Raw genomic sequence first — 15575 nt, 5'->3', positions numbered from 1 at the left:
AGATGACGACGACCGCCAACCCCGATCTGCGGACGCCGATGACCGGCACCGACGCGGATGAACTCACCGTACGTCCCCTGCGACACCCCTGGCGCTGGGTGGGAGCAGTCATCGTTCTCGTTGCGCTCCTCGCGTTCGCGCAGTCAATCGCGACAAATGAGAAGCTCGACTTCGCGGCAATCGGGCAGTACCTCTTTAGCCCCCGCATCCTCGGTGGTGTAGGTCTCACCATCATCCTCACCGTGATCGCCATGCTGGTGTCGACGGTGCTCGCAATCCTGCTCGCGGCGATGCGGATGATCGGGAACCCCGTCATGGTGGCGGTCTCAGCCGTCTATATCTGGGCTTTCCGCGGTACGCCGTTGCTCGTGCAGGTGGTGCTCTGGGGCTACCTGGGGTTGCTGTATGAGCGTCTTGGCTTTGGTATCCCCTTCACCGAGGTCATGTTCTGGTCGCTCCCGACCAACCAGATTGTCACGCCGTTTATTGCGGGCTTGCTCGCCCTCACGCTCAACCAGGCCGCGTACTCCGCTGAGATTGTGCGCTCGGGCATGCTCTCGGTGGATGCCGGTCAGCAGGAAGCTGCGGCCTCGCTCGGCATGACTCCGGTGCGCACCTTTCGGCGGGTGCTCTTGCCGCAAGCGATGCGCGTGATTATTCCGCCGATGGGCAATGAGTTGATATCGATGCTCAAGAACACCTCGTTGCTTTCGGTGATTGCCGTGCTTGAGGTGTACACGGTCGCCATGCAGATTTCGGCGCAGAACCTCAAGCAGGTGGAACTGCTCATTGTGGTGAGCATTTGGTATCTCGTGCTCACCTCCCTACTCGCTATTCCGCAGGCCTGGCTTGAGCGCTACTTCGGACGCGGCGTCGCCGGAGCATCGAACCGGAAGCGGGCAACTCGACAGGTGAACCCCGGCACCGCATCCACGTCGACGAGTAGCGAGACGGCCGTCGAGGAACCACGAGTGGAGAACGAACGATGAGCAAGCAGCAAACCCCCTGGACGCAAGCCACCCGGACCATTGACGGTGATGCGCCGCTGGTGCGCTTGGAGTCAATTCGCAAACACTTCGGTCAGAACGAGGTGCTCAAGGGCATTGATCTTGAGGTACATCGCGGTGAGGTAGTCGTGCTCCTCGGCCCTTCGGGTTCGGGGAAGTCGACCCTGCTGCGTTGCATCAACCACCTCGAAACGATTGATGGCGGTCGAGTTGTCGTTGGCGCCGAAATTATCGGGTACCAGCAGCGCGGTACCGTGCTGCACGAATTGGCGCCGGCGAAGATTGCCGAACAGCGCAAATCAATCGGCATGGTGTTCCAGCGCTTCAACCTCTTCCCACATATGACGGCGCTTGAAAATGTCATGGAAGCCCCGATTGGCGTGCGGAGAATGGCGCGTTCGGCTGGGAAGGCGCGCGCTGTCGAGTTGCTTGAGCGCGTGGGCCTCGGCGACCGTGCCGGTCATTATCCGGCGCAGCTGTCTGGCGGTCAGCAACAGCGTGTGGCCATTGCGCGATCACTTGCGATGGATCCGGAGCTCCTGCTCTTTGATGAGCCCACTTCGGCGCTCGACCCGGAGCTGGTCGGCGATGTGCTCGATGTGATGCGCGATCTCGCGGCCGCGGGCATGACCATGATCGTGGTCACGCACGAGATCGGATTCGCCCGCCAGGTCGCTGATCGGGTGGTATTCATGGACGGTGGCGTCGTCGTTGAGTCGGGGCCACCAGCGCAGATTCTGGATGCGCCGGAGCATGAGCGCACGAAGGCGTTCCTGCGGAGTGTGCTCTAGCAGCCAGCGATCAAATTGGGGCCTCCCGCAATCGAGCGGGAGGCCCCAATTTGCGTTGGTGTCGAGTGGAACCCGTGTGGCGCCAAATGGAACCTGACTTGGTCGCATGGTTCGCGAACGGGATGCGGTGATCAGGGCTTTCCCGCGGCACTCGTCGGTGCCTGGTTCCGGAAGGGTCTACTTGAGTTCCAGTAGGGACGCATCAGGTTCCAGAAGGGGTGCACGGGGTACGTGCCACCCTTGTGCGCACAAACAGTGGGGCCCGTGACCATGCGGTCACGGGCCCCACTCGTGTGTGCGTGCGTTACGCCTGCTGGCGGCGGTTCAGTGCGAGGGTCAGGAGGCCAGCTGCGGTGAGCAGGGCCGCCACGCCTGCGACGATGCCGTAGTTGTCAGCGCCGGTGCTTGCGAGCGGCGGGGTGCCACCAGCTGCCGGCGGTGCCGGCGGTGCCGAGGCCGGCGGCACCGGGGTGGTGGTCGTCGGCGTCGTCTCCGGCGTCGTCGGCGGCGGGGTCTGCTCCGGCGTCACGAACGCGTTGTACGGGTTGTCGTCGCTAACCTCCACCTGCGAGTACTGGCCGACACCAACCACGTTGGCGAGGTCGGTGTGCGCGACACCGGCCTTCACACCCGCGAGGTTTGCGGTACAGGGGAACGAGTCACCGGGAGCGAACGGGCCCTACCAGGTGGTGCCGGTGGCCGGGCCACCAAGCGCCGAGAAGTCACAGGTGAGCCCGGTGACCGTAGCGTCGCCAGCGGTAACCGCATCCGACACCACGACGTTCACGAGCGGCTCAGTGCCGTCGTTCGTAATGGTGAAGTCGAGGCCGACCTCGCCCTGCTTCGCGGTGAGGTCAACGGCTTCGTCCGTCGTGTCAGCGTCGTTTCCGTCAACATCCTTCTTCACGATCTTGATCGAAGGAACGGGTACCTTGTCGGCGGTATTGACCAGCTGCAGATAGACGAACTTCTGGTCGCCGATGGTGACCGTCGCCGATTTGCCATCGCCACTGATCTCGACGAGGTTGTCGGGGTCAACCGGTGCCGAGAATTCGGGGGTGCCCCAGAGCACACCGTCAATCATCGGCAACTGCGGCTCGGTGAGCGTCACGACGGTGCCCACGGGCAGGCCGCGGAGTTCTCCGGCTTCGCCGTTCGGGGTGACGGCGATCGTCGTCTCAACAGGCTGGCCGTTGAGGGTGTAGCTCGCGACAACATCAAACGTCATGTCAGCGGGCACAAGGTCAGCAGCCTCGCCCGCAATTGCCTGCTTGAGCACGCCGAAGCCACCGAAGCCGGGGCCATCGACCTTGCCGCCGCCGTTCTCGAAGCGCGTGACCTGCTGCTCGCGAGCAACGCCATTGACCGTTGCCTTGTTGGTATAGGTCTGGCCGATGGTCGGCGCGACGGTGCCGGTGTAGTAGCGCAGCACGTAGAGGTCGTTCGCGTTGAGCTTCGTCTGGTCAATGCGCACTTCGAACTTGCCGGGCACTGCCGAGTCGGGCACGAGGGTGATCGCGCCGGGCACGTCCTGCCAGATGTCGTTCGCGCGGTCGGTGAGCACCCGCAGTGTCATCGGACGCGTGGTCGACAGGGTCTGGCCCGAGCCCATTTCGTCAACCACGAGGATGGGGTTGTCGAGCGCGACCTTGTCGCCTGGGATGAAGATCTGCCAAACAATCTCGTTGCGGCTGGCGTTGGTGAACCAACCCCACTTCACAATGTCGCTCGGCTGGCCGGGAGCAGCGGGCTGCACGGCGCCACCGGGGAGCGGCACGTCAACATCACCAACGGTGGTGCCGAAGGTCACCGAACCGGTGTCGGTCTTGGCGACGACCTGTGCGGTCGCCCAAATCTCGCCGGTGAGGAAGTCGTATTTATTGCTGCCGTCGGCGTTGAGGATGTCGTCTGTAAACGTGCAGGTGATGGTCGCGCCGTTCGCGTCGGTCGTTGCGCAGTCAAGGATGTGCGTGCCGTCGGTGTGGTAGACGGGCCAGCTCAACTGGGTCGGGTTGAACACCGAGGGCAGCTTGAGTGCAAACGTGTCACCAGGGGCCACGGTCTTGCCGGTGGTGTCGAACCCGTAGGTGATCTTGACGTTTTCCCACTGCGTGATCGGGGTGGTCGAATCCCCGCTCGACTTCTCGATCTTGATCGAGTCGGCGACGATGATGTCGACTTCAGCGGCCGCCGCCGACTGGGCGCTCAGGCCGAGGAGTGAGGCGAGGGCGAGCAGCAGCGTGACGGGCGCCGCTCCCATCCGTCGACCGAGGTTGGTCGATCGATCACTGATTGGCTGATCACTGACTGGCACTGCTGACCGCATGCAGGTTCCACTCTTCCGACGGGCGGAGCCCGCCGTGGCTTCTTTGGTCTCGCGCCGCTTGCTTTCGCGCCGGCGCTTGGATGCATCCAGGTTTGGTCACACTCAAATGCACACTGAGAGCAGATCCTACCTGGCGACCGTCCAGGCTGCAGGGTTGATGCAGGTGCATTCAAGTTGCCATTGGCTGAATTCTCGGCGTGGATCGGCCGCGCAGATGCCGGAAAACTGCACACGTCCAGAATTCTGGAAGCGCTAGTCTGAGATGTCACCACCGGATTGATTCGAAGAGGAACCGAATGCCGCAATTTGCCGACGACGAATTCGTTCTCGCCGACGGTACCGATGCTCGGCTCCTGCCCAAGGTGTTGCTCCACGACCACCTTGATGGCGGCCTGCGACCATCGACCATCATCGAATTGGCCGAAGAGGTTGGTCTCGATCTGCCCGAAACCACGCCCGATCGCCTCGCGCAGTGGTTTGCCGAGTCTGCTGACTCTGGGTCGCTGCCGGTCTACCTGCAGACCTTCGAGGTCACCGTCGGTGTGATGCAGACCGCACAGGCACTTCGCCGGGTCGCTCGCGAAGCGGTCGTTGACCTCGCGGCAGACGGCGTTGTTTATGCCGAGATTCGTTGGGCTCCCGAGCAGCACCTGCGCCGGGGCCTGAGTCTTGACGACGCGGTCACCGCGGTTACCGAAGGTTTTGCTCAGGGCACCGAAGAGGCGGCCGCTTCGGGCCGAGAGATTCGGGTGCAGCAATTGCTCTGCGCCATGCGTCAGGCCGATCGCGCCGAAGAGATCGCCGAGCTCGCGATTCGCCACCGCGCCCTCGTTGCTGGTGGCGTCTGTGGCTTCGACCTCGCCGGCCCCGAGGCGGGCTTCCCGCCGAGCGACCACAGCGATGCGTTTGATATCGCCGCTGAAGCTTGGCTCCCGGTCACCTGCCACGCCGGTGAAGACGGCGAACTCGATTCGATCGAGTCGGCGCTCCTCGACGCGCGGGCACTGCGCCTCGGGCACGGAGTGAACATTGTCGACGACCTCGAAATCGGCGGCGAGGATGCATCCGGTACCTTCGTGACGCTCGGTCCGGTCGCGCAGTGGGTGCGCGACCGGGGAGTGGCGCTCGAGATCTGCCCGTCGTCGAACCTGCAGACCGGCGACGCCGAATATCTCGGCGACCACCCGTTCGACCTGCTCTATCAGCTTGGATTTGCGGTGACCGTGAGCACCGACAACCGGCTCATGAGTGCCACGTTGCCATCGCTCGAACTCGTGCGGCTCGCGGATGAGTTTGCCTATGACCTCGATGACCTCGAGGTGTTCCAGCTCAACGCCATCGACGCCGCCTTCTTGCCGGTTGAAGATCGCGAGCAACTCGCCGACCTCATTGCGGATGGTTTCGATGAGGTACGTCGGTGAAGAAGGCACAGCCGCAACTCAAATTCGATAGCTCGCTCGTCTGGCACGGTGCGCGGGCTGACGATTGGCGCGAGGCCGTCGGCATCGCGGGTGGGCTCCTCGTCGATGCCGGATGCGCAAAAGTTGGCTATGCAGCACGGCTGGTCGAGGTGATCGACAAGTACGGGCCGTACATGGTGATCGCGCCGAACCTGGCGCTCGTGCACGCGCAACCGGGCAGTGACTCGGTTGAGGCTGGGCTGGCTGCGGTGACCTTCCCCGATGGCGTGAATTTTGGTCACGCGCACTTCGACCCGGTGGGGCTCGTCATCGCGATTGTGACGACGAGCACCGCCGAGCATCTTGATGTGATCGCGGGCATTGCGACCTCGTTGGAGCGCAACCCGGAGCTGGTGCGGCAGGCGGTGCGGGTTGACGGTGCCGAAGCGCTCGTGAAGCTCATCCGTAAGGCGCTGCCGAAGGTGACACGCGCGTAGTCCTGCGCGGTGATGCGGGGGTCTCGATACGCTTCGCTACTCGACCAACCAGGTGGGGTGGCCTGCGGCCGCACTCGACCAACCAGGAAATTTTGGCTGGTCGAGTAGGCCGTAGGCCGTATCGAGACCCCGCTGGGTCGATTCTTGGCTGGTCGAGCGGTGCACTGAGGCTCTCGAAGTGTAGCCGGAGCACAGCGGAGGTGTATCGAGACCCCCGCACCCACCTACGCCAGGTAGCCCGACTCCTTGAGCAGCTCGCGCACGCGCGGCACCACGACCTTGCCGTAGAGCTCAATTGAGTGCATGAGCTGCTCGTGCGGTTGCGTGCCGGTCACATACTTCAGGTCGAAGCGCTCAAGACCAAGCGTCTGCACCGTCTTCGCGATCTTCTGCGCCACGGTCTCGGGCGCACCGACATAGAGCGAGCCGTACTCAATTTCTTCGCGGAAGTGGCCCTTGCTCACCGGCATCCAACCGCGATCGCGACCGATCGAATTGTTCATGGTCTCGTAGTGCGGCCAGATCTGCTCGCGTGCTTCTTCGTCAGTGTCGGCGATGTGACCGGGCGAGTGCACACCAATCGGCAGCGTGACATCGCCACCGAGCTTCTCGAGCGCGGTGCGGTAGAGACGCGTGAACGGCTCAAAGCGCTCAGGCGCACCACCGATGATCGCGAGCATGAGCGGCACTTCGTGCTGGGCTGCGCGCACGACCGATTGCGGTGAACCGCCAACGGCAACCCAGGTGCGCAGCTGGCCGTTCTCAATCCGCGGATGCACGGTGACGTCGTTGAGTGCGGCACGCGTCGTACCCTGCCAGCTCACCGACTCCTCGCGCACGAGCTTGAGGAAGAGATCGAACTTCTCTTCAAAGAGCACCTCGTAGTCGCTGAGGTCGAAACCAAACAGCGGGAACGATTCAGTGAACGAGCCGCGGCCAACGATGGCTTCGGCGCGACCGTTTGAGAGTGCATCCACGGTTGAAAAGCGCTGGAAGACGCGTACCGGGTCGTCACTCGAGAGCACGGTGACGGCGGTTGCGAGCAGGATGCGCTCGGTCTTCGTGGCGATGCCGGCGAGCACAGTCTCGGGGGAGGAGACCGCGAAGTCGGGGCGGTGGTGCTCACCGACGCCGAACGCGTCAATGCCGAGCTGGTCGGCGAGTACGGCCTGGTCCACGAGGTTGCGGATCGACTGCGCCTGCGACAGGGGCTTACCGTCAAGGTCGGTGGAGAGGTCGCCGAAGGTGTGCAGCCCGAAGGCGACGTTGGCGAGCTTGGTGGGGGTATCTTGTTCGGTCTGGTCGGTCATGTCGTCCTCCGAAGATGCGGGGCTAGTTGATTGGTCGTTGGCGCTGGATGCGAGCAACTCGGCCCGCGAAGATCATGCACTTGCATACATCAACGCGGGCCGAGGCGAACTATTCCTGCCTAGGTGAGGAGCTGCTGCATCCCGATGGCCGTAGCGTCAGCGCGTGCGGCGGCAGTCGCCTGGCGCTCAGCGAGCGTGCCCTCATCGCTCGTCGCATCGATATACGACTTGATCTTCGGCTCCGTGCCCGAGGGGCGAACCATGATGCGCGTGCGATCGGCGAGCTCGATGCGCAAAATCTCGGCGGGGATGGGTTCGGTCGCGAGATCGACGAACGAGGTCACCGGCACCTCGCCAACGGCCGTCGGTGGGGTGGCGCGCAGCTTCGCCATCGCCGCTGGCAGGGCGGTCGGATCGTCGTAGCGGATGGCCACCTGCCGCGACTCGAAGGCGCCGAAGGTTTCGGCGAACTCATCGTCGAGGTCGAGCAGGGTCTTGCCGAGGCGTGCCTGCGCCATAGCGAGTTCGAGAATCGCCATTGAGGCCGAGATGCCGTCCTTATCGCGCACCGTCTCGGGGTTCACGAGGTAGCCGAGGGCTTCTTCGTAGCCGTAGATGATGCCGGGCGCGCGCGAGATCCACTTGAAGCCAGTCTGAGTTTCGAGGTAGTCGAGGCCGTAGCGTTCGGCGACCTTCGACATCGCCGGGGAGGAGACCAGCGAGGTGGCAAGGGTGCCTTCGCCAGGGCTTGCCAACGCGGCGCGCCAGCCGAGGAGCTTGCCGATGTCGTTGCCGCCAAAGCGGTGCCAGCCCTCGGCCGTCGGTACGGCGACCGCGAGGCGGTCGGCGTCGGGGTCGTGGGCAATGATGAGGTCGGCGCCAACCTCGGTCGCGACTTCGTAGGCGAGGTCGAGGGCACCGGCTTCTTCGGGGTTCGGGAAGTCGACCGTGGGGAAGTCGCCATCGGGCGTGAGCTGCGGCTCAACGACGATCGGCGCTTCGACCCCGGCCCTCTCGAGCACCTTCGCGAAGGTCTCCCAGCCGACACCGTGGAGCGGTGTGTAGACCACCTTGAGCGGGGTGACGTCGCCGGTGAGCACGGATGCAGTGGCCGCGATATACGCGTCAACGACCGACTCGTCGGCCGTGGCATAGGCAGTCTCGCGGGGAAGTTCATCCACTCGCTTCGTCGTCGCAACCGCCTCAATTGCCGCCGCGATCTCGGCATCGGCGGGCGGTACGATCTGCGAACCCTGGTCATCGTCGCCGAGGTAGACCTTGTAGCCGTTATCCCACTTGGGATTGTGGCTCGCGGTGACCATGACCCCGGCGGAAGCCTTGAGGTGGCGCACGGCGAAGGCGAGTACGGGAGTCGGTAGCGCGCGCGGCAGGATCGTCGCGTTGACGCCGGCGGCCTGCATGAGTTCGGCGGTGTCGTGGGCGTAGACCTCGGAGTTATGGCGCGCGTCATAGCCGATGATGACGCTCGGGCGGGCGGTGCCAGCGCGGCCGAGGAGGTAGTCGGCAAAGCCGCGGGCGGCCTGCGCAACGACAACGCGGTTCATGCGATTGGGGCCGGCTTCTTGGCGACCGCGCAGGCCCGCCGTGCCGAAGGTGAGGCGGGTGGCGAAGCGGTCACGCAGCTCGCGCCAGGCGGCGGCACGATCGGATGCATCGTCGTCGGCAATCGTCACGCCCGGCTCATTGAGGTCGCCGAGGCGTGCGAGCAGTGCCTCAAGATCGGCGCGCGTCGATGCATCCGGGTCTTGTTCGAGCCACGAGTTTGCGGAGCTGCGCAGGGCAGCCTGCGCGGTGCGGCCGAGGGGAATCTTGCTCATTTGGTGGCCTCCTCGCTCGTGACCTTCGTGACGGCGTCAGCGAGCAGGCGCGCGAGCCGGTCTTCGGCGGCCTTGCCCGCAGCGATGACCTCTTCGTGGTTGAGCGGCGTCGGCGAGATGCCCGCGGCCGGGTTCGTGATGAGCGAGAGGCCGAGCACCTCCATCCCGGCTTCGCGGGCGGCGATTGCTTCGAGGGCCGTCGACATGCCAACGATGTCGCCACCGATGATGCCGGCCATCTTCACTTCGGCCGGGGTTTCGTAGTGCGGACCGCGGAACTGCACGTAGACGCCCTCGTCGAGCGTTTCGATGCCGTGCACGAGTTGGCGCAGGCGCTGCGAGTAGAGGTCGGTGAGGTCGACGAACGTGGCGCCTTCGAGTGGCGAGTCGGCAGTGAGATTGATGTGGTCGCGAATGAGTACCGGGGTGCCGGGTGCCCAGGCGGGGTTGAGACCGCCGGCGCCGTTCGTGAGCACCATGATGCTCGCGCCAGTGGCGGCCGCAGTGCGCACCGAGTGCACGACGCGACGTACACCGTGACCCTCGTAATAGTGGGTGCGCGCGCCGATGATGAGGGCGTGCTTGCCATTCGCGAGGCGAATTGAGCGGATCGTGCCGGAGTGGCCAGCGAGCGCTGGCTTTGAGAAGCCGGGGATCTCTGCGGCCGGGATGAGCGCGACGGTCTCGCCGAGTTCGTCAGCGGCCTTACCCCATCCTGAACCGAGGGTGAGGGCGATGTCATGCCGGGCAACTCCGGTGAGTTCGGCAATCACGGCCGCCGCCTGCTGCGCGACTTCGCGCGGGTCGGAGTCGGGGGCGTCGAGGGGGTTGAGCGCATTCAGTTCAGCCATGGCGAAAGCCTAGAGCGCGTGTCCTGAAGGTGCCCCCACCTCTGGCTGGTCGAGTAAGCGAAGCGCATGGAGACCTTCGCCCCCTCTGGTTGGTCGAGTAAGCGAAGCGCATCGAGACCAGGGTGCGATCTCGATACGGCCTACGGCCGACTCGATCAACCAAGTGGTGGGCACTACTCGATCAACCAAGTGGGCCCAGGGCTTGCCGATGCGCGCAAGGCGTTGCCCCTCGTACACTCGCGGCCGCAGGCCCGTGGCAGGATGGTGCCCATGAGCGCATTGAGCCAGGAAACCAAGCACCGCATCGTCGTTCTCGGCGGCGGTCCCGGCGGATACGAAGCAGCCCTTGCCGGCGCCCAACTTGGCGCCGATGTCACCCTTGTCGAACGTTCCGGAGTCGGTGGCGCGGCGGTACTCACCGACGTTGTGCCCTCGAAGGCACTCATCGCTTCGGCTGAAGCGGCCCTTGCCATCAAAGATGCAGACGAGCTCGGCGTGCAGTTCTTTGTGCGCGATGAGCACGACAACCCGCGCCGCCCTTCGGTGGCCGTGAACCTCGGCAAGCTGAACCAGCGCATCCTGCGCCTCGCGCAGAACCAATCGGATGACATGCGCCGCCAGCTCAAAGACAGCGGCGTGCGCATCATCGAGGGTGACGGTCGCCTCGATGCAGGCGCGATCGCGGTGTCGGCGGGCCCAGGCGGCACCGACTTCGACCGCGTCGACTACGACTCGCTTGTCATCGCGGTGGGTGCGAGCCCGCGCGAACTGCCGAGTGCCCAGCCCGATGGCGAGCGCATCTTTACCTGGAAGCAGCTCTACGATCTGCAGACGCTGCCTGAGCACCTCATCGTGGTTGGTTCTGGTGTCACCGGTGCCGAGTTCGCTTCGGCCTACCGCGCGCTCGGCTCGGAAGTCACGCTCATCTCCTCGCGTGATCGCGTGCTCCCCGGCGAAGACGCGGATGCTGCCGACGTGATTGAAGAGGTCTTCAAGCGCAATGGGATGAACGTGCTCTCGCGCACTCGTGCCGAATCGGTCGTGCGCGATGGCGACGGCGTGGTGGCGACCCTGTCGGATGGCACCGAGGTGCGCGGTTCGCACTGCCTCATGGCCGTCGGTTCGATTCCGAACACGGCGGGCCTCGGGCTCGAGCAAGCCGGTATCGAAACGACCGAGTCGGGTCACATTGTCGTCAACCGCGTCGCGCGCACCTCGCTGTCGAATGTGTACGCCGCTGGTGACTGCACCTCGTTCTTCCCGCTTGCCTCGGTGGCGTCGACCCAGGGCCGCACCGCGGTCTTCCACGCGCTCGGTGACGAGGTGCATCCGATCAACCTGCGCAATGTCGCCTCGAACATCTTCACCTACCCCGAGATCGCGACGGTCGGCTGGCAGGCTGCCGACATCATCGACGGTGTGCGCACCGGCCGCGTGTACAAGATCGACCTCGCCTCTAACCCGCGCGCCAAGATGCAGGGCTTCCGCGACGGCTTCGTCAAGCTCATTGCCGGTCACAACCTCGGCACCATCATTGGCGGCGTGATCGTCGCGCCCCGTGCATCCGAGTTGTTGCTCGCGCTCTCGATCGCGATCGAACAGCGCCTCACGGTTGACGAGTTCGCTGCCTCGTGGGCGGTCTATCCGTCGCTTTCTGGCTCGATGGTTGACGCTGCGCGGGCCATGCACGTGCGCGAAGAGGACTAACGAAAACGCATCGAAAAAGCTCCCGGTCGGGCCGCACCTGCTCAGCAAAGTGCATCCTGACCGGGAGTTTTTTCGCACCCGGCAAGCCTGAAAAATTGCCGAGTGTGCAGTTTTGTGAATCACATTTATAATTGCTCGTATGGCCGTTCGCGGCCATACCCTGTCACCGACGCCAGGCCGGTCGATTCGACATATCTCAGACAACCCCCAAGCCGCAGGCCGGGCACGAAAGAGGAATACGAATGGGTACTCCCATTAGCAACGAGCGCATCGCCGAACTCCACGCCGTTGAGGCCGAGCGCCTCAACCAGGCCACCCTGGGCTCGAAGAAGTTCTACGAAGACGCCAGCAAGAGCCTTTCGGGCGGCGTGGCTTCGCAGTACCAGATCCACTCGCCGTGGCCGATCTACATCGAGAAGGGTGACGGCCCGCGCATTTGGGACGTCGACGGCAACGAGTACTACGACTTCCACAACGGCTTCGGCTCGATGGTGCAGGGTCACGCACACCCCGCCATCGGCAAGGCACTCGAGGCGCGCTACCCGATGGGTACGCACTTCGCCGCTCCGACCGAAGACGCCATCGTCGTCGGTGACGAGCTAGCCAAGCGCTTCGGCCTGCCGAAGTGGCGCTACACCAACTCGGGTTCGGAAGCCACGATGGATGCGATCCGCATCGCCCGTGCCTACACCGGCCGCGACACCGTGATGAAGATCTTCGGTTCGTACCACGGTCACCACGACACCGTCATGGTCGACATCGGCTGGATCGACGAGCAGGAAATCGGCCCGCGCGACAACTACGCCTCGATCGCCTACGGCGCCGGCGTGCCGCAGGCCACCGTTGACATGACCGTCGCCGTGCCGTTCAACGACGCTGAGACGATGGAGAAGCGCATCCAGGCCCTCGAGGCCGAGGGTCGCCTGCCCGCAGTCGTCATCATGGAAGCCGCGATGATGAACCTCGGCGTCGTGCTCCCCGAGCCCGGCTACCTCGAGGCTGTTCGCGAGATCACCAAGAAGTACGGCATCGTGCTCATCTTCGATGAGGTCAAGACCGGTATCTGCATCGCTCCCGGCGGCGCGACTGAGAAGTTCGGCGTGAAGCCTGACATGGTCACCCTCGCCAAGGCGCTCGGTGGCGGCCTCCCGGCCGGTGCCATCGGTATGACCGAAGAGCTCTCGAAGATCGTTGAGGACGGCACGGTTTACCAGGTCGGTACCTACAACGGCAACCCGTTCACCCTCGCGGCCGCTCGCGCGTCGCTGCAGGAAGTCATGACCGACGACGCCTACGCGCACCTCGCGTACCTCAACGACCGCATCCTCGCTGGTTGCGACGACGTCATCAAGCGCTACGACCTCACCGCCTACACGGTCGGTATCGGTTCGAAGGGCTGCGTCGTGTTCAGCGAGAACAAGGTCGTCGACTACGAGTCGTACATGGCAAACGCCCGCACCGGTGGCCCCCTCGCCGACCTCGCGTGGCTGTTCAACATGAACCGCGGCATCTTCATGACCCCGGGTCGTGAAGAAGAGTGGACCCTCTCGGTCACCCACGACGACGCGGCGATCGACGCCTACGTCTCGGCGTTCGACGAGCTCGCAGCGGCGCTGCGCGCGTAGTCTCACGCAACAAAGCGGGGCGGCACCTTTCAGGTGTCGCCCCGCTTTTGTTTGCTCGCGGAGGCCCTCGAAGCGTGCGCCGCCCTCGACAAACCTGACCCTTCCCGCCATACCTGACCGGTTTACGGCCCAGGTATGGCGGGAAGGCTCAGAACAAGAGTCAGGTTTGTCGGGAAGGGCCAGGGATGCGATTAGACGAGGCTCACGCGCCGGTTCCACGAGCGCACGGTGCGCCAGAGGCAGTAGAGCGTGATCACGAAGATCACCGGCAAGAAGCCGATCGGCATGATCGCCGCATCATTCGTCAGGGTCACGAGCGGGTCGAAGCCGATGATGCCGAGCTTGTCTCCATCCATCCCAAGGCCGAACGGTAGGGCGAAGATCGCCGCGGCGCTGAGCACCTGCGTAACCGTGTAGAGAATCGCGTAGACGATGATCGGGCCGGCCGCGCCGCGGCGGTTGATTGGCTCTTCGCTACCGCGCGAGGCGGTGTAGAACAGCTGCACCGGCCAGCTCAGGTAGAACACCACGATGCCAAGCGCCATGAGCACGATGAGCCAAGCGGGCGCGAAGGTGCTGAGTGCCTCGCCGAGTTGGCCGAGCGCGGTGAACGGATTCGGGTCGCCGCCCTGGTTCAGCATGATCGCCGGGTAGAGCATCAGGATGAGCGCAAGGGTGACGATGATCGCCACGATCGTGATGATGCTCGCCCAGATCAGCTTCGCGGCGAACACCGTGCTGCCGCGCGCTGGTAGCGAGTGCGTGAGGTAGCCATTGGCTCGATAGCTCGAGCGCCAATAGTCAACAGCGAGCGCGAACTGTGCGACCGGGATGAGCATCAGGGTCACAGCCGCGCCGATGAAGATGCCGAGTTGGCTGAGCACCGGCCACTTCGTGATGATGAGGAGTGCCGAGACCGCAACGATGGCGAGCGCGCCGCCGACGAGTGCGAGGACGAGGCCGCGGGTGCGGATTGCCTCGTGCTTGAGCAGCTTGGTAATCATTGGTAGACCTCCCTAAAGAGCTGGTCGATGCTGACGCCGTGTTCGGCACGAAGATCGTCGGCATCGCCGGTGAGTACGACCCGTCCGTGCCGCATCATCACGACTGAGTCGAGAATCGGCTCGAGATCGTGGATGAGGTGGGTCGAGATGATGAGGAGCGAATCCTCCTCGAGATTGCGCAGGATGCCGTCGAGAATGATCTGGCGGGCAGCCGGGTCGACGCCGCTGATCGGTTCATCGAGCAGATAGAGCTTCGCGCGTCGCGACATGATGAGCGCGATCTGCACTTTCTCGCGCATTCCCTTCGACATTTCCTTGAGGCGAAGGTTCGGGTCGAGGCCGAAGAAGCCGATGAGATCGAGTGCCTTTTGGCGGTCGAAGTCGGGGAAGAAGTCGTTGAAGTAGTCGAGGCAGTAGGTTACTCGCCAGCTGTCGGAGAGGAAGGCGGCGTCGGGCAGAAATGCGGTGACAGCCTTCGATTAGGCGCCGGGGGTGTGGCCGAGAATCTCGACCTCGCCGGTGTACTCGGCGAGGACGCCGGCGAGCACCTTCATCAGGGTTGTCTTGCCGCATCCGTTTTCGCCGAGGAGGCCGACGATGCGGCCGCTGCCGAGCTCAAGGTCGACGCCATCGAGCGCTGCGGTGGTGCGGAAGTGCTTGTGGAGGCCGCGGATGCGGATGGTCGGCGTGGCCTCGGTGTGCTGGAATTCGGGGGCCGCGTTAGGCATTTCGGGGCTCCTCATTGTCGTCGTGGTCATGGTCATGCCATTCCTTTTCGATCAGAGCTTGGGCGTGGGGTAGCGGCATCTGCAGGCCGCGAGCTGTGCGGACATAGGCGCGTGCCGCTTCGGTGGCGAGCTCGGCGCGCACGACGTCGATGCGGTCGGCGTCGTCGGTGACGAAACGGCCGGCCGTGCGTTCAGTGCGGCACAGTTCGAGCCGCTCAAGTTCGGCGAGGGCGCGCTGGGCGGTGTTCGGGTTCACTCCGACTTCGCTGGCGAGCTCGCGCACTGCGAGGATGCGGGAGCCTGCCGGCCACTCGCCGGTGGCGATGCGTCGCGAGAATTCGGTGACGAGTTGCGCCCAAATCGGAGTGCCGGGATTGAACTCCATGGGGCCTCCTGGTCGGTGTGTGTTGCTGTATTAGTTACTTAGTACAGTAGTGCAAGTGGTGGTGGTGCGCAAGGGTTCGGTGTCATCGCATCCTGGAAAACACTGC

General features: G+C 64.2%; 15 protein-coding genes. 6 read left to right on the top strand and 9 right to left on the bottom strand.

Annotation, left to right across the window (positions count from 1 at the left end):
- Positions 1 to 2: 2 nt before the first annotated feature.
- Entirely contained in the window at positions 3 to 989 is a 987-nt protein-coding gene (locus EG850_RS07300) for an amino acid ABC transporter permease (RefSeq protein WP_235829242.1), read from the top strand.
- Positions 986 to 1798 carry an amino acid ABC transporter ATP-binding protein gene (locus tag EG850_RS07295; protein ID WP_124972036.1) on the top strand — a complete coding sequence of 271 codons (813 nt, stop codon included), beginning with the start codon at positions 986 to 988 and terminating at the stop codon, positions 1796 to 1798. Before EG850_RS07300 ends, EG850_RS07295 begins: the two co-directional genes overlap by 4 nt.
- 304 nt (positions 1799 to 2102) lie before the next feature.
- Here the strand turns inward: EG850_RS07295 and EG850_RS07290 are convergent, their stop codons facing one another.
- Positions 2103 to 2426 carry a hypothetical protein gene (locus EG850_RS07290; RefSeq protein ID WP_124972034.1) on the bottom strand — a complete coding sequence of 108 codons (324 nt, stop codon included), beginning with the start codon at positions 2424 to 2426 and terminating at the stop codon, positions 2103 to 2105.
- Positions 2427 to 2477: 51 nt separating this feature from the next.
- A complete protein-coding gene (locus EG850_RS07285; RefSeq protein ID WP_185714978.1) occupies positions 2478 to 4058 on the bottom strand; it encodes an Ig-like domain-containing protein in 1581 nt (526 codons plus the stop codon).
- 362 nt (positions 4059 to 4420) lie between these two features.
- Between EG850_RS07285 and EG850_RS07280 the strand changes: the two genes are divergently transcribed.
- Together EG850_RS07280 and EG850_RS07275 are read left to right on the top strand one after the other, a co-directional pair.
- Entirely contained in the window at positions 4421 to 5545 is a 1125-nt protein-coding gene (locus tag EG850_RS07280; protein WP_124972030.1) for an adenosine deaminase, read from the top strand.
- Complete coding sequence (locus tag EG850_RS07275) at positions 5542 to 6021, top strand: PTS sugar transporter subunit IIA (RefSeq protein ID WP_124972028.1); 480 nt, start codon at positions 5542 to 5544, stop codon at positions 6019 to 6021. The genes EG850_RS07280 and EG850_RS07275 overlap by 4 nt, the downstream gene beginning before the upstream one ends.
- 224 nt (positions 6022 to 6245) lie before the next feature.
- On the opposite strand, the gene EG850_RS07270 is transcribed toward EG850_RS07275, so the two are convergent.
- From EG850_RS07270 to EG850_RS07260, 3 genes are all read right to left on the bottom strand, one after another.
- Positions 6246 to 7331 (bottom strand): LLM class flavin-dependent oxidoreductase, encoded by a 1086-nt coding sequence (locus EG850_RS07270; protein WP_124972026.1) that lies wholly within the window; start codon positions 7329 to 7331, stop codon positions 6246 to 6248.
- A 119-nt stretch (positions 7332 to 7450) separates the two neighbouring features.
- Positions 7451 to 9169, bottom strand: coding sequence for a phospho-sugar mutase (locus tag EG850_RS07265; protein WP_124972024.1), 1719 nt, complete (start codon positions 9167 to 9169; stop codon positions 7451 to 7453).
- On the bottom strand, positions 9166 to 10020 hold the full coding sequence (locus EG850_RS07260) for a purine-nucleoside phosphorylase (RefSeq protein ID WP_124972022.1): 855 nt from the start codon (positions 10018 to 10020) through the stop codon (positions 9166 to 9168). The genes EG850_RS07265 and EG850_RS07260 overlap by 4 nt, the downstream gene beginning before the upstream one ends.
- 261 nt (positions 10021 to 10281) lie before the next feature.
- Between EG850_RS07260 and EG850_RS07255 the strand changes: the two genes are divergently transcribed.
- Together EG850_RS07255 and EG850_RS07250 are read left to right on the top strand one after the other, a co-directional pair.
- Positions 10282 to 11727 carry an NAD(P)H-quinone dehydrogenase gene (locus tag EG850_RS07255; protein ID WP_124972020.1) on the top strand — a complete coding sequence of 482 codons (1446 nt, stop codon included), beginning with the start codon at positions 10282 to 10284 and terminating at the stop codon, positions 11725 to 11727.
- Between the two features lie 242 nt (positions 11728 to 11969).
- Positions 11970 to 13352, top strand: coding sequence for an aspartate aminotransferase family protein (locus tag EG850_RS07250; protein ID WP_124972018.1), 1383 nt, complete (start codon positions 11970 to 11972; stop codon positions 13350 to 13352).
- Between the two features lie 191 nt (positions 13353 to 13543).
- On the opposite strand, the gene EG850_RS07245 is transcribed toward EG850_RS07250, so the two are convergent.
- Genes EG850_RS07245 through EG850_RS07235 form a run of 4 tightly spaced genes read right to left on the bottom strand, consistent with a single transcriptional unit; the run spans position 13544 to position 15469 of the window.
- On the bottom strand, positions 13544 to 14356 hold the full coding sequence (locus tag EG850_RS07245) for a hypothetical protein (RefSeq protein ID WP_124972016.1): 813 nt from the start codon (positions 14354 to 14356) through the stop codon (positions 13544 to 13546).
- On the bottom strand, positions 14353 to 14814 hold the full coding sequence (locus tag EG850_RS13430) for an AAA family ATPase (RefSeq protein ID WP_214609534.1): 462 nt from the start codon (positions 14812 to 14814) through the stop codon (positions 14353 to 14355). The genes EG850_RS07245 and EG850_RS13430 overlap by 4 nt, the downstream gene beginning before the upstream one ends.
- 21 nt (positions 14815 to 14835) lie before the next feature.
- Complete coding sequence (locus tag EG850_RS13535; RefSeq protein WP_214609531.1) at positions 14836 to 15084, bottom strand: ATP-binding cassette domain-containing protein; 249 nt, start codon at positions 15082 to 15084, stop codon at positions 14836 to 14838.
- Entirely contained in the window at positions 15077 to 15469 is a 393-nt protein-coding gene (locus tag EG850_RS07235) for a GntR family transcriptional regulator (RefSeq protein ID WP_124972014.1), read from the bottom strand. Before EG850_RS07235 ends, EG850_RS13535 begins: the two co-directional genes overlap by 8 nt.
- Positions 15470 to 15575 lie beyond the last annotated feature (106 nt).

It is taken from the genome of Gulosibacter macacae (assembly GCF_003865375.1).
In the GTDB taxonomy this organism is placed as follows: Bacteria; Actinomycetota; Actinomycetes; order Actinomycetales; family Microbacteriaceae; genus Gulosibacter; species Gulosibacter macacae.
Note: the sequence above shows the minus strand (reverse complement) of the source record. Positions and strands in the feature narration are given on the sequence as shown.